We start from the raw sequence: 22,935 nt of genomic DNA, 5'->3' as shown, positions 1-22,935 counted from the left end.
GCACCTGGTTGGTGCGGAACGGTGTTCCGTGCGCGGCCTGCAAATTGCTATGTGTTGCTATTGAAACAATTTGAAAGATATTGGAGCCATGGAGCTTCTGCTCAAGTACGAAGGCCACTACCTGCCTCCCGCGTGGGAGCGGCTGGGCGCAAGCCGGGTCGGGCCCAAGGTCTGGCAGTTCGCGGACATTCCCGAAGCCTCCCTCGGCGAACTGCTGGAACGTCTGGAGCAGTCCACCGACGGCCAGACCCTGGCCGAGACCCTGGCGGTGCCGCTGTATGACGCCGCCTCCAGTTCATCCACCTTCCTGCTCGATGCGGCCATCCCGTTCAACGCGCTGATCACCCGCCTGCGCTACCCCTGGGTGCTGCAGGACATCGGCCAGCGCATCGAGATCCACTTCCAGCCCATCGTGGACATCGGCAACAACGGCATGGTGTTCGCGCACGAGGCGCTGTGCCGCCTGCGCTCGCCCGAGAAGCGGTTGCTCTCGGGCTTCGAGGCGTTCAGCCTGGCCCAGCGGCTGGGCCGCCAGGACGACCTCGATCTCGCCTGCCAGCAGCAGGCGCTGGCGCGCAAGGCGCGCGACATCACGCCGGGCATCCCGCTGTTCCTCAACGTCATGCCCACGACCCTGCTGCACGAGGACTGGCTGTCGCAACTGCTGGCCTGGATGCGCGAGCAGGGCGTGGAGCGGCGCGACCTCGTGATCGAGGTAGTGGAGAGCGAGCGCGTGGACGCCACCCGGCTCGCCGAGCGCTGCGACGCGCTGCGCGCCCAGGGCCTGCGCATCGCGCTCGACGACATGGGCGCGGGTTTCAACGGCCTGGCCACGCTGGCCATGGTGCGGGCCGACTTCATCAAGATCGACCGCGCTCTGGTGCATGAGGCGCAGGGCAGCCGCGTGCGCTCGGTGCTGCTGGAGGCCATCGTCTCCATGGCCGACCGGCTGGGCGCCACCGTCATCGCCGAGGGGCTGGAGCGGCCCGAGGACCTGGCCTTCTGCCAGGGCCTGGGCATCCGCTTCGCGCAGGGCTACCTGTTCGCGCGGCCCGCCGCGCCGCCCCAGGTGGACCCGGTGGCCCTGCCCGAGACCGACGACGCCTGGCGCATCCAGCCGCAGGACCGCTTCAAGCTCACCGACGTGATCGACCCCGGCGTGGCGGTCGAGCTGCACACGCCCATCGAGGCGGTGCGCAGGCATTTCCGCGAGTCGCCCTCGCTGCCCTGGGTGGTGGTGACCGACGCCGGCAGCCCCGTGGGCCTGGCCGCGCGCGGGCGCGTGCTGGCGCGCGCCACGCGCTCGCTGGCAGCGGTGTGCCAACCGCTGCGCCGCGCGCTGCCGCACGACATCACGCTGCCGGCGCTGGCGCGCTCGCTCTACCTCGACCGCGGCGAGGCCGACCCGTGGACCGTCATCAGCCCCGAGGGAGAGTTCATGGGCGTGGTCGAGCCCATGATGCTCGTGGCCCACATCCTGTCGCGGCAGGAGCACGGCACCAGCCTGCATCCGCTGTCGCAGCTACCCACCGGCCCGTCGCTGCGCCAGGCCATCGAGATGCGGCTGGGCCGGCGCCACGGCAGCGTCAACCTGGTCTACATCGACCTGGACCACTTCAAGTCGTTCAACGACCGCTACGGCTTCATCCGCGGCGACGCCATGATCCGCACGCTGGCCGAGATCCTGCGCCATGTGTTCGTGGGCCGGCCCGACCGGCTGCTGGGTCACATTGGCGGCGACGACTTCATCCTGCTGCTCGACCGCGAGGAGCCCACGCTGCTGGAGCAGATCCAGCGTGCCATCGGCCAGTTCCATGCGCTGGCCAGCCACCTGTACGACCCGGCGGACGTCGCGCGCGGCTACTTCACCACCGACGACGGTGCCCGCCATCCCATTGCCAGCATCTCCGTCGCCTGCGTCAACGGCTCCTCCGGGCCCCTGCGGGACAGCGTGGCCGCCGCCGAGCGCGCGGCCTACCTCAAGAAGGTGGGCAAGGCGCAGTGGGGCAGCGTGGTCGTGATCGAGGGCACGCCACCCACCATGCACGCGCACGCCGAGATGCCGGACCTCCACGGCTGGGAGTCGCACGCGCTGCGGACGCTCGAACACCTGCTCACGCAGCCGCGCAGCCGCGACCCGCACGCCATGGACCACGTGTTCAAGGCCTATCCGTTCTTCGAAATGCTGTTCGAGCTCGACGCCGAGGGCCGCCAGCGCTACCCGAACTGGATCAACCCCAACATGTACGGGCGCATCCGGGCCGGCGGCGCGGGCACCGACCGCAGCGGGCAGCCGTACTTCACCGCGCCGCACGGGAGCTGCAAGCCCTACGTGTCGGCCATCTACCTGTCCACCGCGTCCGAGGACTTCTGCCTGACCATCTCCGTGCCCATCACGGACGATCAGGGCGGTTTCGTGGGCGTGCTGGTGGGCGACCTGAACCTGGCCTCCATGGCCTCGCTGCTGGACCGCCGCGAGGATTAGCCCACCCCCGAAGCGGTTCACGCTGCCGCGTGTAACCGCCTCTCCCCTCAAGGGGGCGCCGCCAGCGGCCGGGCAAAGCCCGTTCCGCGGCGGCTGCTGGCCTGGGGTGCGGCGACAATTCCCGCCATGAAAACCATCCGTCTGCGCGAAGGCCGGGAGCGCTCGCTCCTGCGCCGCCATCCCTGGATCTTCGAATCGGCCATCGCCCGCGGCGGTGCCGACAGCGGCGAGACGGTGCGCGTGGAGGCGCACGATGGCCGCTTCCTGGCCTGGGCCGCGTACAGCCCGGCCTCGCACATCCGCGCGCGGGCCTGGAGTTTCGACGAGGCGCAGCGCATGGATGCTTCTTTTTTCATAGCTGCCATCGCCCGTTCTATAAGCGCTAGAGCCCGATTTGACATACAAAGCGACGGCCTGCGGCTGGTACACGGCGAATCCGACGGCCTGCCTGGATTGATCGTCGACCGCTATGGCGACACGCTGGTCGCGCAGTTCACGTCCGCCGGCGTGGAGCGCTGGAAGCCCGTGATCGCCGACGCGCTGCTGCAGGCCACGGGCCTGGCGCGGCTGTACGAGCGCTCGGACGCCAGTGCCCGCGGCCTCGAAGGGCTGGCGCCGGCCACGGGCTGGCTGCGGGGGGAGGGCGCGACCGAACTCGCCATCTGCGAACACGGCTGGCGCCTCACCCTCGACATCGCCGCCGGCCACAAGACCGGCTTCTACCTGGACCAGCGCGACAGCCGCAAGCGCTTTGCCGACGCCACGCGGCGCCTGGGCTTCGCGCGCGTGCTCAACTGCTACTGCTATACCGGCGGCTTCACCGTGGCTGCGCTGGCGGGCGGCGCGGGGCACGTCACCTCCATCGATTCCTCGGCCCCGGCGCTTGCGCGCGCGGCCGCGCATGTGGCGCTCAACGGCTTCGATGCGGGCCGCGCCACCTTCCTGGATGCCGACGTGAACGCCAGCCTGCGCCGCTTTGGCCAGGAGGGCGCGGTGTTCGACGCCATCGTGCTCGATCCGCCCAAGCTCGCGCCCACGGCGGCGCATCCCGAGCGCGCCGCGCGCGCCTACAAGGACATCAACCGGCTCGCCTTCAAGCTGCTGGCGCCCGGCGGCCTGCTGTTCACGTATTCGTGCTCGGGCGGCATCGGCGCCGACCTGTTCCACAAGATCGTGGCCGGCGCGGCCATCGACGCGGGCGTGGACGGCTACATCACCGAGCGCATGGGCGGCGCGCCCGACCACCCGATGACCATCACCTTTCCAGAGGGCGAGTACCTCAAGGGGCTGGCGGTGATGCGCAAGCCTTCATGACGCCGGGTGCCGCTCGACCCGCCCACGCCCCTTGCGCTTGGCCGCGTAGCAGGCGGCGTCGGCATCGCGCATGAGGTCCTCGGCGCTCGTGCTCGCGCCGTCGAAGATGCGCACACCGATGCTGGCGCCGACATGGAACACCTGGCCGGAGAAGGGGAACTCCCGCGCGGCAAGGATGCGGGTGATCTTGGCGCCGACCGCCATCGCCTGTGCCGCATCGCAGTGGTGCAGCACCACCACGAATTCGTCGCCGCCCAGGCGCGCCACCGTGTCGCCCGAGCGCACGGCCTGGCGCAGCAGCTCGGCGATCTCGCGCAGCACCTCGTCGCCGGCGGCGTGGCCGGCCACGTCGTTGACGTCCTTGAAGCCGTCGAGGTCGATGAACAGCAGGCCGTGCGTACCGGCGCGGGTCGTGAGGTCGCGCAGCTCGGCCTCCAGGCTGCGCCGGTTGCGCAGGCCGGTGAGGCCGTCGTGCAGCGCCTCCTGCCGCAGCGTCTGCATGACGCGGGCATGCGCCTTCTCGGCGGACTTGCGCTGGGTGATGTCGAGCAGGTGGCCGACCACGTGCTGGCAGCGCCCAGCCGCATCGCGCACCGGCGCGCAGAAGAACTGGCCGGCTCCGCTGCTGCCGTCCCGGCGGATGAAGGACACCTCGGTGTCGAAGAAGCGCGGCGCCTGCGCGGGGGCGTCCTGGGCGAAGGTGCCGGCCAGCGCGGCGGCGTCGGCGGACATCACGTCGGCCAGGCCCAGCCGCAGCAGGTCATCGCGCGGATAGCCCAGCAGCGCGCACAGCGCGTCGTTCACGTCGATGAGGCCGCCCTGTGGCAGCGCCACCAGCGAGGGGATGCCCGACTGCGTGAAGGTGGTGCGCAGGCGCTGTTCGCTCTCCTCGAGGCGGCGGGTCTCCAGGCGCAGCCGGTTGGCCAGCTCGCGCGCGTGCTTCTCGGCGGCGCGCAGCTCCAACTCGTGCTGTTTGCTGGCGCTGATGTCGGCGTGGATGGCATAGCTCTGGCCGCCCGCCGTGTGGTTCATGGTCACGCGCACCCAGCGCGGACCCGGCAGCGGCACTTCGAACGGCGCGCCGGCGAAGCTGGCGCCGTCGAGCAGCGCCGCAGTCAGATCCTGCTCGTACAGCGCACGCTGCTCCAGCATGCCGGTTTCGTCCCACAGCCCGTACACCAGTTCGGCGTAGGTCATGCCAATCACGGTCTCCTTGGTCGCGGCGCCGTACATCTGCACGAAGCGGTCGTTGGCGGCCAGGATGTGCTGGTCCGCGTCGAGCACCACCGCGCCCTCGCCGATGTTCTCCAGCATCGCCATCGCGTCGTGCGACTGCAGGTCGCGCAGCACCGTCTCGGGCGTGCGCGTGTCGTACTGCCAGGCTTCGGCCGTCGAGAGGCTGATCCAGATGCGCAGCCGCCCGCCGCCCGGCTCGGGCACCGACGACACCCGGAACCAGCGGCCGCGGTGCTGGAACACGAAGGGCCGGGTCTGCGTGCGGTTGCGCTGCACGCCATCGGCCACGTAGCGCTCGATGTTCACCAGCTCCTCGGGCGGCAGCCGGCTGCGGTAGAAGCGGCGCAGGTTCTCGCCGTAGGGCTCGCCCGCGTACACGTGGCCGTCGTGCTCGGGGAAGAAGCGCAGGAACGACTGGTTCCACAGCACGGAGCAGTCCTGCGCATCGAACACGCACATCGCGATGCCCAGCGTGTCCAGCAGCGTGGCGGTCAGACGGTATTCTTCCATTGCCATGGGCGGAGCGTCGTGGGGAAAAACGGGGACAAGGAGACGAGAATGGGGCCGACCGGCCCAATGCAATGTAGCGCATGCGCATGACACTGCGGGTGGGCCCGTTTCCCGTGGCCGGCAGGAGCTTGATTTCGCCGCTAGACTCCCCACCTTCCGGGGGGCTCTGCTTACCCCTTTCGCCAGAGCCCGCGTATGCGGGCCTGGCCGCACCTGCCGAGGCCTTTTTCCCCATGTCCCTCATCCCCGTCACCATCCTCACCGGCTTCCTGGGCTCGGGCAAGACCACGCTGCTCAAGCGCGTGCTCACCGAGTCGCACGGCCAGAAGATCGCCGTCATCGAAAACGAGTTCGGCGAGGAGAACATCGACAACGACATCCTGGTCACCGAGTCGAAGGAGCAGATCCTGCAGATGAGCAACGGCTGCATCTGCTGCACCATCCGCGAGGATCTGCGCGAGGCGCTGCAACTGCTCGCGGCCAAGAAGCGCCGGGGTCTGCTCGACTTCGACCGCGTGGTGATCGAGACCACCGGCCTGGCCGACCCCGGCCCCGTGGCCCAGACCTTCTTCATGGACGACGAGATCGCCGAGAGCTACCTGATCGATTCCGTCATCACCCTGGTGGACGCCAAGCACGCGCCCCAGCAACTGAACGACCGCGTGGAGGCCCAGCGCCAGGTGGGTTTCGCCGACCAGATATTCCTCTCCAAGACCGACCTGGTGGCGCCCGCGGAGACCGAGGCGCTGATCCACCGCCTGAAGCACATGAACCCGCGCGCGCCGATCAAGGCCGTGCACTTCGGCGCGGTGCCGCTGTCGGAGGTGCTGGACCTGCGCGGCTTCAACCTCAATGCCAAGCTCGACATCGACCCCGACTTCCTGGCCGAGGACGAGCATGCACACCATGACCACGCGCATGGCGAGGGCGAGCACTGCGACCACCCCTCGCACCAGCATGGCCACGAACACGGCCATCACCATCACCACGACGACGACGTGAAGAGCTTCGTGTTCAAGTCCGTGCGCCCGTTCGACCCGGCCAAGCTCGAGGACTTCCTCGGCGCCATCGTCAACATCTACGGCCCGCGCATGCTGCGCTACAAGGGCGTACTGAACATGCAGGGCACCGAGCGCAAGGTGATCTTCCAGGGCGTGCACCAGCTCATGGGCAGCGACCTGGGCCCGCAGTGGGGCGCGGACGAGCCGCGCCTGAGCAAGATGGTGTTCATCGGCATCGACCTGCCCAAGGACATCTTCCTGCAGGGTTTGGAACAATGCCTGGTCTGAGTTAGCCCGCCGGTTGCCGCGAGAAGGGAATCCGATGAATGTCTCGATTCTGCAACGCATGGGGGCGCTCTGGCCCGAACCTATACAATCGCGCGCCGATAAAGCACCCGGCCCCGGTGCCCGCATCCGCCCACGCACGGCTGCAACCCCGCCCGTGCAGGCGCCTGTTCTGCGAGGAGACAGCACGTGAAAGCACCGTCCGGCAAAGCGCCCGCCGCCCACAAGACCGCCCTCTCGGCTGCCGTGCGCAGCGCCCCCGCAGTCAAAGGAAAGAATCCCCAGCCCTCGACCCCGCCGGCTGCCGCCGCGAAACCCGCAGCCCACAAGGCCGGCGCGGCAACCAAGGCCCCTCCTGCGAGCGCATTCGCTTCACGCGGCGGGCAAATCCCCGTACCATCAACAGCACCAACGGCAGCGATTGCCGCCAAGGCCATCACCATACCCACCATGACCTCGATACTCTCCGCGCCGCCCCCCGTGGCCCCGAAGAAAGACCCCAAGCTGGCGAACAACTGGAAGACCAAGTCCGCCGATCAGCTCACCGAAGCCGAAGTCCTGGCCATGCCGGACACCGAGTACATGGGCGACAAGCAGCTCGCCTTCTTCCGCCACCGGCTGGTGCAGCTCAAGCAGGACATGCTCAACAACGCCGGCGAAACCACCGAACACCTGCGCGAGGACACCGTCGTGGTGCCCGACCCGGCAGACCGCGCCACTATCGAGGAAGAGCATGCGCTGGAGCTGCGCACGCGCGACCGCGAGCGCAAGCTGCTCAAGAAGATCGAGCAGTCCATCGCCCGCATCGACGCCGGCGACTACGGCTACTGCGACGAAACCGGCGAACCCATCGGCGTCGGCCGCCTGCTGGCGCGGCCCACGGCCACACTCTCGCTCGAAGCACAGCAGCGCCGCGAGCTGAAGCAGAAGATGTTCGGCGACTGATAGCCCGGCTTTGCCCATCCCGCTTTTTGACGCGTTTGCACCAGAGAGGACACGCCGCAGCCCATGAGCAAGGATTCCACCCCCGGCTTGTTGTCCAAGGTTGTCAAGTTCGTGCGCAACCCCACCGTCCACTGGGCCGACCTGGAACAGTCGGACATGGAGCACGACAGCAACTACAGCAAGCAGATGCTCAAGGAGATGATCGAGCGCAAGCGGCGCAACGACTTCGTGCGCCGCCGCGAGTTCGACCACCTGCGCAAGCTGCGCCGCCGCGAGGCGCTGGTGGGCCAGGGGCCCGCCGAGGGCGCCAACCAGGATCCGGGCCGCCCCTCGTTCTTCCAGAGCAGCATGGCCTCGCGTCCAGACGACCGGGCTGGCACGCTCAAGAAGATCGACGAGATCGAGGCGCAGATGTCCATGCAGTGGTGGAAGACCAAACAGGGCGCGCCTGCGGTGCTGCCCGCCGATGGGCCGCCCTCCATCGCGCCGTCTTCCAACATTCCCCTTGAAAGCGCGCCCGGCGCGCCACTCACGGCGCCACTGTCGGACCTGGGCGCCTATGCCACCACGCTGCCGGCGTCGGTATCCCCGACCCTGGATGCGCGCGCGCTCGCGCCGCTGCTGGCACCGCTGGAGCCCGATTTCACGCCGCCGCCGGCAGCCGCGGCGCCTGTCCCCGCCGCCGAGCCCGTGGTGGTAGAGGCCCCATCCTTCGTCCACGACCCCGAGCTGGAAGAGGCGGCAATCCGCTTCGCCAACGGCGACATCGCGGGCGCCGAGGCCAGCCTGCTCGAAGTGCTGGCGGCCCAGCCGGCGCCGGGCAGCGAAGAAGTGTGGATGACCTTGTTCGATCTCTACCGCGCCACCGGCCAGCATGAGCGCTTCGAGGGCAAGGCGATCGAATTCGCCCAGCATTTCGGGCGCTCGGCGCCGCTGTGGTTCTCGCTGCCCGAAATGCTGGGCGACCCGGCGTTGCTGGCGGCGGCGAACGGCGCACCTGCCGCACCGGGCGTGGCGCGCGCATTCACTTGGCGCGCGCCGTCGGCGGTCAGTATCTCCACGGTCGCGGCGCTGCAGGCGGCGCTGGCGCGCGCCGTGCCGCCGTGGACCCTGACGTGGAGCGCGCTGACCGCGATCGAGCCTCCTGCCGTCGCGCCGCTGGCCAGCCTGGCGGCGTCCTGGGCCGAGCAGCCGGTGCAACTGCGCTTCATCGGCACGGACGCGCTGTTGGGGCAACTGGAGGCGCACACGCCCTCGGGCGACGCGACCGTGTCGCAGGACTGGTGGCGGCTGCGGCTGGAGATACTGCGGCTGCTCGGGCGCGCCGACGACTTCGACCTCGTGGCGCTCGACTACTGCGTGACCTACGAGGTCTCGCCGCCCTCGTGGCAGCCGGTGCGCTGCGAATGCGTGGCGCTGGTCGAGGGCGTCGAGGGTCAGATGGCCGAGCAGTCCCTGGTGGCAGGCGGGCCCGAATCGGTGCCCGGCAGCGATGCGCCGCTCTCCTCGCTGTTCGACACGCAGGAGCCACCCGCGCTCGAACTCAGCGGGCTGGTGCTGGGCGACGCGAGCGAAACCCTGGCGCGGTTCGACGGCCAGGCCCAGCAGCGCCGCGTGCTGGTGGTGGCCTGCGACGGGCTGGCACGCGTGGACTTTTCCGCCGCAGGCTCGGTACTCAACTGGGTGGCCGCGCGCCAGGCCGAGGGCGCGCGCGTGCATTTCCGCAACATGCACCGGCTGGTGGCGATCTTCTTCAACGTGCTCGGCATCAACGAGCACGCGCTGGTCATTCCGCGCCGCAACTGACCCGCAACTGGCGGCGGGCCCTCGAGCCACCCGCGCATTCGCCCCGGCATGGCCGGCGCTTGCAATCGCGCCGACCGGCGCCACATGGAACAGCTATGGAATCTTTTCACGGTACAACCATCGTCTGCGTGCGCCGGCAGACCGCTGGCGGCGCGCAGGTGGCCATCGGCGGCGACGGCCAGGTGACACTGGGCAACATCGTCGTCAAGGGTACCGCCCGCAAGGTGCGCAAGCTGCACCACGGCCAGGTGCTGGCGGGCTTTGCCGGCGCCACCGCCGACGCCTTCACGCTGTTCGAGCGCTTCGAAGCCAAGCTGGAGAAGCACCAGGGCCAACTGGTGCGCGCGGCCATCGAGCTGACCCGCGACTGGCGCACCGACCGGGTGCTGCGCCGGCTCGAAGCCATGCTGGCCGTGGCCGACAGGGAGGCATCGCTCATCATCACCGGCAACGGCGACGTGCTGGAGCCCGAGCACGGCATCGTCGCCATCGGCTCGGGTGGCGCCTATGCCCAGGCTGCGGCCAAGGCACTGCTGGACCACACCGACATGCCCGCCTGCGAGGTCGTCGAGCGGTCGCTCGGTATCGCGGGCGAGCTGTGCATCTACACCAACATGCACCACACGATCGAGACGCTCGACTGAGCGCCGTGGTTTTCAATAAGAAAATCCGGCCTCGGCGCTTGATGTAACTGCGCTGGCAGCTATTAAAAGAATAGCTGAAACTTTCTTTCCATCCTCTCTTCGCGCCACCCCTATGTCCTTCTCCATGACCCCGCAGGAGATCGTCTCCGAACTCGACCGCCACATCGTCGGGCAGGCCGAGGCCAAGCGCGCCGTGGCCATCGCGCTGCGCAACCGCTGGCGCCGCCAGCAGGTCGACGAGAAGCTGCGCCCCGAGATCACGCCCAAGAACATCCTCATGATCGGCCCCACCGGCGTCGGCAAGACCGAGATCGCGCGGCGCCTGGCGCGGCTGGCCGACGCGCCGTTCATCAAGGTCGAGGCCACCAAGTTCACCGAGGTGGGCTACGTGGGCAAGGACGTCGATACCATCATCCGCGACCTGGCCGAAGTGGCGGTCAAGCAGGTGCGCCAGGCGGAAAGCGCCAAGGTCCGCGTGCGCGCCGAGGATGCCGCGGAGGATCGCATCCTCGACGTGCTGATCCCGCCCGCGCGCACCGGCGAGCCCGCGCCCGACGGTGCCGCGCGGCAGGCATTCCGCAAGAAACTGCGCGAGGGCCAGTTGGACGACAAGGACATCGAAATCGACCTGGCGGCGCCCGCGCCGCAGTTCGAGATCATGGGCCCCGTGGGCATGGAGGAGATGGCCGAGCAGTTGCGCGGCATGTTCGGCCAGATGGGCAGTGCCAAGCGCAAGACGCGCAAGCTGCGCATCGCCGAGGCGTTCAAGCTGCTGGTGGACGAAGAGGCAGCCAAGCTGGTCAACGAGGACGAGATCAAGACCCAGGCCATCACCGCGCTGGAGCAGAACGGCATCGTCTTCATCGACGAGATCGACAAGGTGGCCGCGCGCCAGGAAACCAGCGGCGCCGACGTCTCGCGCCAGGGCGTGCAGCGTGACCTGCTGCCGCTGGTGGAAGGCACGACGGTTTCCACCAAGTACGGCATGGTTCGCACCGACCACATCCTGTTCATCGCCTCGGGCGCGTTCCACCTGAGCAAGCCCAGCGACCTGATTCCCGAGCTGCAGGGGCGCTTCCCGATCCGCGTGGAGCTGCAGTCGCTCTCGGTGCAGGACTTCGAGGCCATCCTCACGCAGACCCATGCGTCGCTGGTCAAGCAGTACCAGGCGCTGCTGGCCACCGAGGGCGTCACGCTGGCCTTCACGCCCGAGGGCATCACCCGCCTGGCCCGCATCGCCTTCGACGTCAACGAGCGCACCGAGAACATCGGCGCGCGCCGCCTCTCGACCGTGATGGAGCGCCTGCTCGACGAGGTGAGCTTCGACGCCGTGCGCCTGGCCGGCCAGACCGTGGCGATCGACGCGGCCTACGTGAACGCGCGGCTCGAAGCGCTGAGCCAGAACGAGGACTGGTCGCGCTACATCCTCTAGTGCAGTGTTCGATGCTTGGCGGCACCAATAAAAGCGATGCGTTTTGGCGCAGGGCAAGGCGCAAACCACAGCGATAGCCGTCGCTATCGCGAGGATTTGCAACGCCGCCATGCGGCAAAAGGCGCGGTTTCATGTGCTGCTTAGCGTTGAACACTGCACTAGGGCATCCGAAAGGGGTCGCGGCTTGCGCGGCATGCCCCAGAGCGCGTACCTTGCAGAAATAGGCGCTGCCGGTGGCTCCGCATGACGATGCAGGCGATCCTGCGTGGCAGTGATCGCGCAGCGTGCAAGAGCAGGGGGGCGCGTACCCGGCCTTCGATTGCGGCTCCTGCCACGCCCTTTCCAGAGGCGTGGGCGGCGGAGGGATTCCTTCAGGAATCACTTTCACTCGATTCCCTAAGTGCTTCATGCGCATAGACTTTTGCTGGATTGCCTGTGGCAGGGCAACTTCCTAAGTCCTTGATTTCATTGCAAAAATTTGTTGCGGGCCCCCTTGCCGGATCGACTTTTCCTGCTACAGTGCAAAAAAGTGCAATTTAGTGGTGAAAAGTGCCTTGGAAATCCGCTTTCGCGGACTTCCCAGGCGATCAACAAAGGTCAATGAAGCGTGTTCCAAGGTGCGTCATCGCTCAGTCTGGATGCCAAGGGGCGGCTTTCCGTCCCCACCCGGCATCGCGACGTACTCAGCGCCACCGCAGGCGGCTCGCTGACCATCACCAAGCACCCGCACGGCTGCCTCATGGTCTTCCCGCGCCCGGAGTGGGAGAAGTTCCGCGAGCGCATCGCCCAACTCCCCATGTCGGCCCAGTGGTGGAAGCGCATCTTCCTGGGCAATGCCATGGATGTGGACATGGACGGCACGGGCCGCGTGCTGGTCTCGCCTGAGCTGCGCGAGGCCGCGGGCATCGCCCGGGACGCCATCCTGCTCGGCATGGGCAACTACTTCGAGCTGTGGGACAAGGCGGCCTACGAGGCGCAGGAAGCGCAGGCGATGCAGGGCGAGATGCCCGACGTCTTCAAGGACTTCTCTTTTTGAAAGCAGACGGTGGATAACCAGTGGCAACACACCACCGTCTTGTTGAACGAAGCGGTCGCGTCTCTTCTGGGCGCTGCGGACCTCGGCAATGCGGATGCGGCAGCGGGCACCTATGTGGATGCCACGTTCGGCCGCGGCGGCCATTCGCGCCTGCTCCTCTCGCGCCTGGCGCAGGCCGGGCGGCTGGTCGCGTTCGACAAGGACCCCGAGGCCATCGCCTGCGCGCAGGCCATCGCGGATCCGCGCTTCTCGATCCGCCACGAAGGCTTCGCCCACCTGGGCCAGATGGCGCCGGCCAGCGTGGCCGGCGTGCTGATGGACCTGGGGGTCAGCTCGCCCCAGATCGACAACCCCGGGCGCGGCTTCAGCTTCCGATTCGACGGCCCGCTGGACATGCGCATGGACACCACGCGCGGTGAAAGCGTGGCGCAGTGGTTGGCCGGTGCGGACGTGCAACAGATCGCGGAGGTGATACGTGACTACGGTGAAGAACGGTTTGCTGGCCCCATTGCAAAGGCGATTGTTGCGCGCCGACAGGAGCGGGGTGCAATTTCAAGCACCGCCGAACTGGCCGAGCTCGTGGCTGGTGCGGTCAAAACCCGCGAGCCGGGCCAGAACCCTGCAACGCGCACATTTCAGGCTTTTCGGATTTTCATCAACGCCGAGCTTGAAGAGCTGCAACAGGCGCTAGACGCGAGCCTGCGCGTGCTGCAGCCTGGAGGGCGCCTCGTGGTCATCAGCTTCCATTCGCTCGAAGACCGCATCGTCAAGACCTTCATCGCGCACAACGCGCGCGAGGCGTTCGACCGCCGCGCGCCGTTCGCGCCGCCCAAGCCCATGCGGCTGCGCGCCATCGCGCGCATCAAGCCCGGCGCAAACGAGATCGCCGCCAACCCGCGCGCGCGCAGCGCCGTGATGCGCGTGGCCGAGCGCACGGAGGCCGCATGACGAACCGGATCAGCGCCGTTTTGCTGCTGGCGCTCATCGCCAGCGCGCTGTGGCTGGTGCGCACGCAGTACGAGTGGCGCCGGCTCTACACCGAGCTGGACCGCGCGCATGTCCAGGCGCGCCAGCTCGAAGTGGACAACGAGCGCCTGCAGGTCGAGAAGCGGGCCCAGGCCACGCCGCTGCGCGTGGAAAGCCTGGCGCGCACGCAACTGCAGATGCGCAACGCCACGCCGGCCATCACGCAGTACGTGCATGCGTCGCAGGCGCAGGACGGGGGGCGGCCATGAGAAGCCGCAGCGTCCAGTACGCATCGAGCCCGCTGCTGGCCAGCAAGACGCCGGTGTGGCGCAGCAAGTTCATCGTGGCCGCGCTGGCGCTGGGCTTCTTCGGGCTGGCCGGCCGTGCCGCCTACGTGCAGGTGATCGACAACGATTTCTTCCTGCGCCAGGGCGAGGTGCGGCTCGAGCGCACGCTGGAGCTGCCGGCCAACCGGGGGCGCATTCTCGACCGCAACGGCTTCATCCTGGCCTCCAGCGTGCCGGCGGCCAGCGTCTGGGCCATTCCCGAGGACGTGGAGCGCGACGCCGCCAAGCTGGGGCAGCTCGCGCGCCTGCTCGACATGCCGCAGGCCGAGCTGGACAGGAAGCTCGCCAACGAGGACAAGACCTTCGTCTGGATCAAGCGCCAGGTCGACGAAGAGGTGTGGAAGAAGATCGCCGCGCTCGACATCAAGGGCATCTACCAGCGCAAGGAATACAAGCGCCAGTACCCCGAGGGTGAGGCGGTCGCGCACATGGTGGGCTTCACCAACGTGGAAGACAAGGGCCAGGAAGGCGTGGAACTGGCGTTCGAGCGCGACCTGGCCGGCAAGGCCGGCTCGCGCCGCGTCATCAAGGACCGACTGGGCCGCGTGGTCGAGGGCGTGGGCGAGGACGTGCCGCCCATTGATGGCCGGGACCTGCAACTCTCCATCGACAGCAAGGTGCAGTTCTTCGCCTACCAGAAGCTGCGCGACGCGGTGGTCGCCAACAAGGCTCGGGCCGGCAGCGTGGTGGTGCTCGACACCGCCACGGGCGAGGTGCTGGCGCTGGCCAACTACCCGAGCTACGACCCCAACCGCCGCCAGAACCTCAGCGGCGAGCAACTGCGCAACCGCGCGCTCACCGACACCTTCGAGCCCGGCTCGACCATGAAGCCCATCACCATCGCCACTGCGCTGGAGCTGGGCCGCGTCAAGCCTTCCACCATCATCGACACCACGCCGGGGCGCTACACCGTCACCGGCGCCACCATCACCGACACCCACAACTACGGCGTGCTCACGGTGGAAGGTGTGATTCAGAAGTCCAGCAACATCGGCGCCACCAAGATCTCGCAGCGCCTGTCGGCGCAGGAGATGTGGAACAGCTTCACCGCGCTGGGGTTCGGCCAGAAGCCGCAGCTCCAGTTCCCCGGCGCCGTGACCGGGCGCGTGCGGCCCTGGAAGAGCTGGCGGCCCATCGAGCAGGCCACCATGTCCTACGGCTACGGCCTGTCGGCCTCGCTGTTCCAGATGGCGCGTTCGTACACCGCGTTCGCGCACGAGGGCAGCGTCATCCCCGCCACCATCCTCAAGAGCGCCGGGCCGGCGATCGGCACGCCCGTGTTCACGCCCGACAACGCCGCCGAGGTGCGGCACATGCTGTGGCTGGCCGCAGGCCCCGGCGGCACGGGGCAGAGGGCCCAGACCGTGGGCTATTCCATCGGCGGCAAGTCGGGCACCGCGCGCAAGCAGGCCGGCAAGGGCTATGCCAGCGGCAAGTACCGCGCGTGGTTCACCGGCATGGCGCCGATCGACAAGCCGCGCATCATCGTCGCGGTGATGATCGACGAGCCGGGCGCCGGCGCCTACTACGGCGGCGCCGTTGCCGGTCCGGTGTTCGGCGAGGTGGTGCAGCAGACGCTGCGCATGATGGGCGTGCCGCCCGACCTCAGCGTGCAGCCGCAGATCGTCGCCAACCCGGTGGAGGAGTCGTTCTGATGCTGCAGCTCGACACTCCAGAAAAAGCCGTGGCGTGGCTGCGTGGGCGCGTCACCGGCACGCTGCAGACCGACAGCCGCAAAGTGCGGGCCGGCGACGGCTTCATTGCCTGGCCCGGCTATGCCGTGGATGGTCGCCGCTTCGTGCCCGCCGCGCTGGCGCAGGGCGCCGGCGCCTGCCTGGTCGAAGCCGAGGGCGCAGAATCATGGGGCCTGGGGGGCGATGTGGTGGCCGCCTATGCCGGGCTCAAGCAGGCCACGGGCGTGATCGCCGCGGAGTGGTTCGGCCACCCCGCGCGCCAGCTCGCGATGCTGGCCATCACCGGCACCAACGGCAAGACCTCCACGGCCTGGTGGCTGGCGCAGATGCTATCGAAACTGGAGCTGCCCGCGCAGATTCCATGCGCGGTGGTGGGCACTTTGGGCATGGGGATTGCGCCCCGCGTCACGCCCACGGGCCTGACCACCCCCGACCCGGTGGCACTGCAGCGCCAACTGGCCGACTTCGTGCGCCAGGGCGTGGCGGCCTGCGCCATCGAGGCCTCGTCCATCGGCATCGCCGAAGGACGGCTGGCCGGCACGCCGGTGCGCGTGGCGATCTTCACCAACTTCACGCAGGACCACCTGGACTACCACGGCGACATGCACGCCTACTGGGTCGCCAAGCGCGCGCTGTTCGACGACCCCGCGCTGCGCGCCGCCTGCATCAACATCGATGACCCGCGTGGCGCGGCGCTGGCCGGCGAACTGGCGGGCCGCGCGCTCGATGTGTGGACCGTCTCGTGCGAACGCGATGCCCGCTTGCGCGCCGTCGGCATCCGCTATGCCGCCCAGGGCCTGGAATTCACCGTCGCCGAGGGCGGCGAGCGCCATGCGCTGTGCACGCAGTTGATCGGCAACTACAACGTCAGCAACCTGCTCGGCGTGATCGCCGCCGCCCGCGCGCTCGGCGTGCCCCTGGCCGCCGCCGTGGCCGCCTGCGCCACGCTGCTGCCGGTGCCGGGCCGCATGGAATGCGCCGCGCCGCCGGGCCAGCCGCTGGTGGCCGTGGACTATGCCCACACGCCCGACGCGCTGGACAAGGCCCTCGGCGCCCTGCGTCCGCTGGCGCGGCAGCGCGGCGGGCGGCTGTGGTGCGTGTTCGGCTGCGGCGGCGACCGCGACGCCACCAAGCGGCCGCTGATGGCCGCCGTGGCCGAGAAGGGCGCCGACATGGTGGTCGTCACCAGCGACAACCCGCGCAGCGAGAAGCCCAAGGCCATCATCAGCCAGATCCTGCTCGGCCTGGGCCACGAAGCCTGCGTGCAGGTGCAGGCCGACCGCGCCCGCGCGATCAGCGAAACACTGGCCCAGGCCGCGCCCGCCGACGTGGTGCTGGTGGCCGGCAAGGGCCATGAGGACTACCAGGAGATCGACGGCGTGCGCCATCCGTTTTCCGACATGCGGCAGGTGCAGGCCGCTCTGCTGTCGCGCCAGACAGGGGGCGCGGCATGAGCGCAGTGATGGCCACCCTGCAGCAGGCCCAGGCCTGGATACCCGGCGCGCAACGGGTGGGTGACGGCGCCACCGCCTTCACCCGCGTGCACACCGACACGCGCAGCCTGCGGGCCGGCGACCTGTTCGTGGCGCTGCGTGGCGAGCGCTTCGATGCGCACGACTTCCTGGCCGCCGCGCGCGAGGCCGGCGCCGTGGCCGCCATTGCCGAGCGCGGCCTGGCCACAGCGGGCCTGCCGGGTCTGACCGTGCCCGACAGCCGGCTGGCGCTCGGCGCGCTGGCCGCGGCGTGGCGCGCCCGCTTCACGCTGCCGCTGATCGCCGTGACCGGCAGCAACGGCAAGACCACGGTGACGCAGATGGTCGCCTCCATCCTGCGCGCCTGGCTCGGCGACGCGGCCTTCGCCACCCAGGGCAATTTGAACAACGACGTGGGCGTGCCGCTCACGCTGCTGCGCCTGCGCGCCGGCCACCGGGCCGGCGTGGTCGAACTGGGCATGAACCACCCCGGCGAGATCGCCTACCTCGCCCCCATCGCCCGGCCCACCGTGGCGCTGGTCAACAACGCCCAGCGCGAGCACCAGGAGTTCATGGGCACGGTGGAGGCCGTGGCGCGCGAGAACGGCCAGGCCATCGCCGCGCTGCCGGCCGATGGCGTGGCCGTTTTTCCGGCGGACGACGCCTACACGGCCCCCTGGCAGGCGCTGGCCGGCGCGCGCCGCTGCATCACCTTTGCCGACGCCGCCGGCGTGCCGGCCCAGGTGCGCACCGTGGCCGCGCGCTGGCTTGGCGACGGCTGGGCGCTGGAGGCCGCCACGCCTGCCGGCCCGCTGGTGCTGCGCCTGGGAATCGCCGGGCGCCACAACGTGAAGAACGCGCTGGCCGCCACCGCCTGCGCGCTGGCCGCTGGCGCGCCGCTGGTCGCCGTCATGGCGGGGCTGGCGGCGTTCGAGCCGGTCAAGGGCCGCTCGCGCGCCTTCCAGGCCACCATCGGCGGGAGCCCCGTCACCGTGGTGGACGACACCTACAACGCCAACCCCGACTCCATGCGCGCCGCGGTGGACGTGCTGGCCGCGCTGCCCGGCCCGCAACTGCTGGTGGTGGGCGACATGGGCGAGGTGGGCAGCGACGGCCCGGCCTTCCATGCCGAGCTGGGCGCCTACGCGCGCGAGCGCGGCATCCCCGCGCTGTACGCGCTGGGTGCGCAGAGCGCCGCCACCGTGGCGGCGTTCGGCGGCGCGGGCCGGCATTTCGGCGACATGGCCGCGCTGCAGGCCGCCGTGGCGCAGGCGCTGGGGCAGCCGTCCGGCGCCGCCAGCGTGCTCGTGAAGGGCTCGCGCTTCATGCGCATGGAGCGGGTGGTCGAGGCCATCGCCGCCGCCGCAACACCACACCACGACGGGGAGAAGCCTCCATGCTGCTGAGCCTGGTGAAAAGGAGTTCGCAATGCTGTTGAGCCTCGCTCAGTGGCTGCAGGGCGTGTCGCCCGATTTCGGCTACCTGCGCGTCTTCCAGTACCTGACGCTGCGCGCCGTGCTGGCGGCCATGACGGCGCTGCTGATCGGCCTGCTGGCCGGGCCGTTCGTGATCCGCCGGCTGACGGAGCTGAAGATCGGCCAGCCCATCCGTGGCTACGCCATGCAGTCGCACCTGTCCAAGAGCGGCACGCCGACCATGGGCGGGGTGCTGATCCTGCTGGCCATCGGCGTGTCCACGCTGCTGTGGTCCGATCTGTCCAACCGCTTCGTCTGGATCGTGCTGCTGGTCACGCTGGGCTTCGGCGCCATCGGCTGGGCCGACGACTGGCGCAAGGTGGTCAACAAGGACCCGGAGGGCATGCGCTCGCGCGAGAAGTACATCTGGCAGTCGGTGATCGGCCTCACGGCGGCGCTCTACCTCGTGTTCAGCATCTCCGAGATCTCCAACGGGCGGGTGGTCGAGCTGTTCTTCAACTGGGTGCGCTCGGGCTTCGATGTGAGCCTGCCGCCCAAGGCCGGACTGCTGGTGCCCTTCTTCAAGGAGGTGAGCTACCCGCTGGGCGTGTTCGGTTTCGTGATCCTGACCTACCTCGTCATCGTCGGGTCGAGCAACGCCGTCAACCTGACCGACGGCCTGGACGGCCTGGCCATCATGCCCGTGGTGATGGTCGGCGCGTCGCTGGGCGTTTTCGCCTACGTGACGGGCAGCGCGGTGTATTCCAAATACCTGCTGTTCCCGCACATCCCGGGCTCGGGCGAACTGCTGGTGTTCTGCTCGGCGATGGCGGGCGCGGGGCTGGCCTTTTTGTGGTTCAACACGCACCCGGCGCAGGTGTTCATGGGCGACGTTGGCGCGCTCGCGCTCGGCGGCGCGCTGGGCACGGTGGCCATCATCGTGCGCCAGGAGATCGTGCTGGCCATCATGGGCGGCGTGTTCGTGGTGGAGGCACTCTCGGTCATGCTGCAGGTCGTGTACTTCAAGTACACCAGGAAGCGCTATGGCGAAGGCCGGCGCATCCTCAGGATGGCGCCGCTGCACCACCACTTCGAGAAATGCGGCTGGAAGGAAACGCAGGTCGTGGTGCGGTTCTGGATCATCACCATGCTGCTGTGCCTGGTCGGCCTGAGCACCCTGAAACTGAGATGAGCACGGCGGACGGCACCCTTCCCCCCGGCGCGACGCCAGCCCCGCCCCCCGCGGCCGGGCCGGTGGCGGCGCCCACGGTCTCGGCGGCCCAGGCCGCGGCGGAGTTCGTCGCGCGCATCTTCGCCGACGTGGCCGCCCCCGAGGCCGAGGCCGCACCTGCCGATGCCCCCATGGCCGCACCCGCCGACAGCGCGCCGCTGCCCGCCACCGCAGCGCCGGAGGCCGCCGCGCACCCAGGCGAGGGCATGGCCCCGCTGCTGCGGGGCCGGCACGTCCTCGTGTTGGGCCTGGGCGCGTCGGGCCTGGCGATGGCGCGCTGGTGCGTGCGCTGCGGCGCACGCGTCACCGTGGCCGACACGCGCGCGCAGCCGCCACAGCTCGCCGCGCTGCGGGCCGACTGCCCGCAGGCAGAGTTCGTCGCCGGGCCGTTGACGGCGGCGCTGGTCGAAGGCCGCGGACTGCACGCCGTGTACCGCTCCCCGGGTTTGAGTCCTGCCATGATTGCTCCTGTATTGATAGCTGCTACCGCAGGTGGAATAAGCGCTGGAGGCGAATTGTGCTTGTTTTCCGCGGCGCTGGCGGAGCTGCGCGCAGCGCAGGGCTACGCGCCCGCCGTGCTGGCCGTGACGGGCACCAACGGCAAGACCACGGTCACCTCGCTCACGGGCCTGCTGGTCGAATGCGCCGGCAAAACCGTGGCCGTGGCCGGCAACATCGGCCCCACGCTGCTCGACACGCTGGCCGCACGCATCGACGCTGGCACGCTGCCCGATGTCTGGGTGCTGGAGCTGTCCAGCTTCCAGCTCGACGGCGCCGAAGGCTTCGAGCCCACGGCGGCCGCCGTGCTCAACGTCACGCAGGACCATCTCGACTGGCATGGCTTGAGCGTCGCAGGGCCGCCCCAAGACGCGAGTGCCTCCTCGGGGGGAGGCGAAGCACGCGCAGCAACGAGCGTGGGGGCTGCGATGCAGGCTTATGTGGCGGCCAAGGCCCGCATCTTTGGCGCGCATGCGCTGATGGTGCTCAACCGCGACGACGAGGCCGTCATGGGCATGCTGCCGCAGCCCGTCAAGGCCAGGCTGCACAAGCCGCGGCAACGCGCCCACGTCACGTTCGGCGCCGACATGCCGCAACGGCCAGGCGACTTCGGTATCGAGGCGGTATCCGGCATGGCCTGGCTGGTGCGTGCCATGGATGCGGACGAAACACGCCGGCGAGGCCAGGACGGCGACCTGCACATCCAGCGCCTGATGCCCGCCGACGCGCTGCGCATCCGGGGCCGGCACAACGCCGTCAACGCGCTGGCCGCGCTGGCGCTGGCGCAGGCCGCGGGCTGCCCGCTCGCGCCCATGCTCTACGGCCTGCGCGAATACCGCGGCGAGCCGCACCGCGTGCAGCCCATTGGCGTCGTGAACGGCGTCGAGTTCTTCGACGACAGCAAGGGCACCAACGTGGGCGCCACCGTGGCCGCGCTGCTGGGCCTGGGCGCCGAGCGGCGCGTCGTGGTGATCCTGGGCGGCGACGGCAAGGGGCAGGATTTCGCGCCGCTCGCGGCACCCGTGGCGCGTTACGCGCGCGCGGCGGTGTTCATCGGGCGCGACGCGCCGCAGGTCAAGGCCGCGCTGGCCGATTGCGGCGTGCCGCTCGTCGATGCGCCGGACCTGCAGCAGGCCGTGCGGCTTGCCGCGCAGCGCGCCCATGCGGGCGACGCGGTGCTCATGTCGCCGGCCTGCGCGAGCCTGGATATGTTCCGCAACTACGAGCACCGCGCCGACGTGTTCCGCGCCGCGGTGCAGGCGCTGGCCGACGATGCGGGCCAGGCGCTGGAAGGCGACGCATGAGTGCCGCCGCCGCCGCCACGTTCAGGCAGCGCGTCGCCGCCTGGTTCGGCGGCTTCGCCCGCCCGCAGGCGGAAGTGCTGCCAGTGCGCATCGGCGGCACCGACTACGCCCCGCCCGGCAGCGCCGCCGCCGCGGTGCGCGGCTTCGACCAGACCCTGGTCTGGGTCGCGGTGGCGCTGCTCGCCTGGGGGCTGGTCATGGTGTATTCGGCCTCCATCGCCATGCCCGACAACCCGCGCTTCGAGCGCTATGCATCCACCCACTTTCTCACGCGCCACATGTTTTCGGTGGCGGTCGGCTTCGTGGCCGCGCTCGCGGTCAGCCAGGTTCCCTTGCGTACCTGGGAGAAAGCCGCGCCCTGGCTGTTCGTGGTGTCGCTGCTGCTGCTCGTCGCGGTGCTGATCCCGCACATCGGCAAGGGGGTGAACGGGGCGCGGCGCTGGATCGTGCTGGGCGTCATGAACTTCCAGCCCTCCGAACTCGCCAAACTGGCCGTGCTGATCTACGCCGCCGACTACATGGTGCGCAAGATGGAGGTCAAGGAGCGCTTCTTTCGCGCCGTGCTGCCCATGGCCGTGGCCGTGGCCATGGTGGGCGGCCTGCTGCTGGCCGAGCCCGACATGGGCGCCTTCATGGTCATCGCCGTGATCGCCATGGGCATCCTGTTCCTGGGAGGCGTGAACGCGCGCATGTTCTTCCTCATCGCCACCGTGATGGTGCTGGCCTTCAGCCTCATGGTCATGCTGTCGGACTGGCGGCGCGAGCGCATCTTCGCCTACCTCGACCCCTGGAGCGAGAAGCACGCGCTGGGCAAGGGCTACCAGCTTTCGCACGCGCTGATCGCCATCGGGCGCGGCGAGGTCTTCGGCGTGGGCCTGGGCGGCAGCGTGGAGAAACTGCACTGGCTGCCCGAGGCGCACACCGATTTCCTGCTGGCCGTGATCGGCGAGGAGTTCGGCCTGGCCGGCGTGGTCTGCGTGCTGGCACTGTTCTTCTGGCTCACGCGGCGCATCATGCACATCGGGCGCCAGGCCATCGTGCTCGACCGCGTTTTCGCGGGGCTGGTGGCGCAGGGCGTGGGCATCTGGATGGGCTTCCAGGCGTTCATCAACATCGGCGTCAACTTGGGCGCGCTGCCCACCAAGGGCCTGACGCTGCCGCTCATGAGCTACGGCGGCTCGGCCATCCTGATGAACATGGTGGCGCTGGCGATCGTGCTGCGGATCGACTACGAAAACAGGGTTCTCATGCGCGGAGGCCGCGTATGAGAACCCTGTTTCGTCAAAACCGGGTGCGCCGCGCAGCGGTGCGAGG

Annotated in this window: 17 protein-coding genes; 16 read left to right on the top strand and 1 reads right to left on the bottom strand. The window is 69.4% G+C overall.

Features of this window, described 5'->3' with window-relative positions:
- Positions 1 to 88 precede the first annotated feature (88 nt).
- Positions 89 to 2,485, top strand: a complete 2,397-nt coding sequence (locus tag PY257_RS05705) for an EAL domain-containing protein (RefSeq protein ID WP_275739790.1) — start codon at positions 89 to 91, stop codon at positions 2,483 to 2,485.
- Positions 2,486 to 2,611: 126 nt separating this feature from the next.
- Positions 2,612 to 3,799, top strand: a complete 1,188-nt coding sequence (locus PY257_RS05700) for a class I SAM-dependent rRNA methyltransferase (RefSeq protein WP_275739788.1) — start codon at positions 2,612 to 2,614, stop codon at positions 3,797 to 3,799.
- On the opposite strand, the gene PY257_RS05695 is transcribed toward PY257_RS05700, so the two are convergent.
- Positions 3,794 to 5,551: a sensor domain-containing diguanylate cyclase gene (locus tag PY257_RS05695; protein ID WP_275739786.1), complete on the bottom strand. Its 1,758-nt coding sequence runs from the start codon at positions 5,549 to 5,551 to the stop codon at positions 3,794 to 3,796. The two genes, PY257_RS05700 and PY257_RS05695, sit on opposite strands and share 6 nt — an antisense overlap.
- Before the next feature lie 227 nt (positions 5,552 to 5,778).
- Between PY257_RS05695 and PY257_RS05690 the strand changes: the two genes are divergently transcribed.
- The 14 genes from PY257_RS05690 to ftsW all read left to right on the top strand — a co-directional run bounded on the left by PY257_RS05690 (position 5,779) and on the right by ftsW (position 22,889).
- A complete protein-coding gene (locus tag PY257_RS05690) occupies positions 5,779 to 6,834 on the top strand; it encodes a CobW family GTP-binding protein (protein ID WP_275739784.1) in 1,056 nt (351 codons plus the stop codon).
- 447 nt (positions 6,835 to 7,281) lie between these two features.
- Positions 7,282 to 7,776, top strand: a complete 495-nt coding sequence (gene dksA / locus PY257_RS05685) for an RNA polymerase-binding protein DksA (RefSeq protein WP_419095659.1) — start codon at positions 7,282 to 7,284, stop codon at positions 7,774 to 7,776.
- 63 nt (positions 7,777 to 7,839) lie between these two features.
- Positions 7,840 to 9,582 carry an STAS domain-containing protein gene (locus tag PY257_RS05680; RefSeq protein WP_275739782.1) on the top strand — a complete coding sequence of 581 codons (1,743 nt, stop codon included), beginning with the start codon at positions 7,840 to 7,842 and terminating at the stop codon, positions 9,580 to 9,582.
- Between the two features lie 95 nt (positions 9,583 to 9,677).
- Positions 9,678 to 10,226 (top strand): ATP-dependent protease subunit HslV, encoded by a 549-nt coding sequence (hslV, locus tag PY257_RS05675; RefSeq protein ID WP_275739780.1) that lies wholly within the window; start codon positions 9,678 to 9,680, stop codon positions 10,224 to 10,226.
- Between the two features lie 112 nt (positions 10,227 to 10,338).
- Complete coding sequence (hslU, locus tag PY257_RS05670) at positions 10,339 to 11,658, top strand: ATP-dependent protease ATPase subunit HslU (RefSeq protein WP_275739778.1); 1,320 nt, start codon at positions 10,339 to 10,341, stop codon at positions 11,656 to 11,658.
- Positions 11,659 to 12,265: 607 nt separating this feature from the next.
- Positions 12,266 to 12,694, top strand: coding sequence for a division/cell wall cluster transcriptional repressor MraZ (gene mraZ, locus PY257_RS05665; RefSeq protein WP_275739776.1), 429 nt, complete (start codon positions 12,266 to 12,268; stop codon positions 12,692 to 12,694).
- Between the two features lie 9 nt (positions 12,695 to 12,703).
- On the top strand, positions 12,704 to 13,642 hold the full coding sequence (gene rsmH, locus PY257_RS05660) for a 16S rRNA (cytosine(1402)-N(4))-methyltransferase RsmH (protein WP_275739774.1): 939 nt from the start codon (positions 12,704 to 12,706) through the stop codon (positions 13,640 to 13,642).
- Complete coding sequence (gene ftsL, locus PY257_RS05655) at positions 13,639 to 13,929, top strand: cell division protein FtsL (protein WP_275739771.1); 291 nt, start codon at positions 13,639 to 13,641, stop codon at positions 13,927 to 13,929. Before rsmH ends, ftsL begins: the two co-directional genes overlap by 4 nt.
- Complete coding sequence (locus tag PY257_RS05650; protein WP_275739769.1) at positions 13,926 to 15,662, top strand: peptidoglycan D,D-transpeptidase FtsI family protein; 1,737 nt, start codon at positions 13,926 to 13,928, stop codon at positions 15,660 to 15,662. The genes ftsL and PY257_RS05650 overlap by 4 nt, the downstream gene beginning before the upstream one ends.
- Complete coding sequence (locus PY257_RS05645) at positions 15,662 to 17,155, top strand: UDP-N-acetylmuramoyl-L-alanyl-D-glutamate--2,6-diaminopimelate ligase (RefSeq protein ID WP_275739767.1); 1,494 nt, start codon at positions 15,662 to 15,664, stop codon at positions 17,153 to 17,155. Before PY257_RS05650 ends, PY257_RS05645 begins: the two co-directional genes overlap by 1 nt.
- A complete protein-coding gene (locus PY257_RS05640; RefSeq protein ID WP_275739764.1) occupies positions 17,152 to 18,579 on the top strand; it encodes a UDP-N-acetylmuramoyl-tripeptide--D-alanyl-D-alanine ligase in 1,428 nt (475 codons plus the stop codon). The genes PY257_RS05645 and PY257_RS05640 overlap by 4 nt, the downstream gene beginning before the upstream one ends.
- 22 nt (positions 18,580 to 18,601) lie before the next feature.
- Positions 18,602 to 19,780, top strand: a complete 1,179-nt coding sequence (mraY, locus tag PY257_RS05635; protein WP_275739763.1) for a phospho-N-acetylmuramoyl-pentapeptide-transferase — start codon at positions 18,602 to 18,604, stop codon at positions 19,778 to 19,780.
- Positions 19,777 to 21,621: a Mur ligase family protein gene (locus PY257_RS05630; protein WP_275739761.1), complete on the top strand. Its 1,845-nt coding sequence runs from the start codon at positions 19,777 to 19,779 to the stop codon at positions 21,619 to 21,621. Before mraY ends, PY257_RS05630 begins: the two co-directional genes overlap by 4 nt.
- Positions 21,618 to 22,889 (top strand): putative lipid II flippase FtsW, encoded by a 1,272-nt coding sequence (ftsW, locus tag PY257_RS05625; protein ID WP_275739759.1) that lies wholly within the window; start codon positions 21,618 to 21,620, stop codon positions 22,887 to 22,889. The genes PY257_RS05630 and ftsW overlap by 4 nt, the downstream gene beginning before the upstream one ends.
- Positions 22,890 to 22,935 lie beyond the last annotated feature (46 nt).

Source organism: Curvibacter soli, from assembly GCF_029211125.1.
In the GTDB taxonomy this organism is placed as follows: Bacteria; Pseudomonadota; Gammaproteobacteria; order Burkholderiales; family Burkholderiaceae_C; genus Curvibacter_A; species Curvibacter_A soli.
The sequence above is the reverse complement of the archived record's forward strand: the minus strand, read 5'-3'. Positions and strand labels throughout refer to the sequence as shown.

Bases quoted from the DNA above. Each gene is read 5' to 3' on its own strand.
- PY257_RS05705 (WP_275739790.1), top strand. From the start codon at position 89: ATGGAGCTTCTGCTCAAGTACGAAGGCCACTACCTGCCTCCCGCGTGG.
- PY257_RS05700 (WP_275739788.1), top strand. From the start codon at position 2,612: ATGAAAACCATCCGTCTGCGCGAAGGCCGGGAGCGCTCGCTCCTGCGC.
- PY257_RS05695 (WP_275739786.1), bottom strand. From the start codon at position 5,551: ATGGCAATGGAAGAATACCGTCTGACCGCCACGCTGCTGGACACGCTG.
- PY257_RS05690 (WP_275739784.1), top strand. From the start codon at position 5,779: ATGTCCCTCATCCCCGTCACCATCCTCACCGGCTTCCTGGGCTCGGGC.
- dksA (WP_419095659.1), top strand. From the start codon at position 7,282: ATGACCTCGATACTCTCCGCGCCGCCCCCCGTGGCCCCGAAGAAAGAC.
- PY257_RS05680 (WP_275739782.1), top strand. From the start codon at position 7,840: ATGAGCAAGGATTCCACCCCCGGCTTGTTGTCCAAGGTTGTCAAGTTC.
- hslV (WP_275739780.1), top strand. From the start codon at position 9,678: ATGGAATCTTTTCACGGTACAACCATCGTCTGCGTGCGCCGGCAGACC.
- hslU (WP_275739778.1), top strand. From the start codon at position 10,339: ATGTCCTTCTCCATGACCCCGCAGGAGATCGTCTCCGAACTCGACCGC.
- ftsL (WP_275739771.1), top strand. From the start codon at position 13,639: ATGACGAACCGGATCAGCGCCGTTTTGCTGCTGGCGCTCATCGCCAGC.
- PY257_RS05650 (WP_275739769.1), top strand. From the start codon at position 13,926: ATGAGAAGCCGCAGCGTCCAGTACGCATCGAGCCCGCTGCTGGCCAGC.
- PY257_RS05645 (WP_275739767.1), top strand. From the start codon at position 15,662: ATGCTGCAGCTCGACACTCCAGAAAAAGCCGTGGCGTGGCTGCGTGGG.
- PY257_RS05640 (WP_275739764.1), top strand. From the start codon at position 17,152: ATGAGCGCAGTGATGGCCACCCTGCAGCAGGCCCAGGCCTGGATACCC.
- mraY (WP_275739763.1), top strand. From the start codon at position 18,602: ATGCTGTTGAGCCTCGCTCAGTGGCTGCAGGGCGTGTCGCCCGATTTC.
- PY257_RS05630 (WP_275739761.1), top strand. From the start codon at position 19,777: ATGAGCACGGCGGACGGCACCCTTCCCCCCGGCGCGACGCCAGCCCCG.
- ftsW (WP_275739759.1), top strand. From the start codon at position 21,618: ATGAGTGCCGCCGCCGCCGCCACGTTCAGGCAGCGCGTCGCCGCCTGG.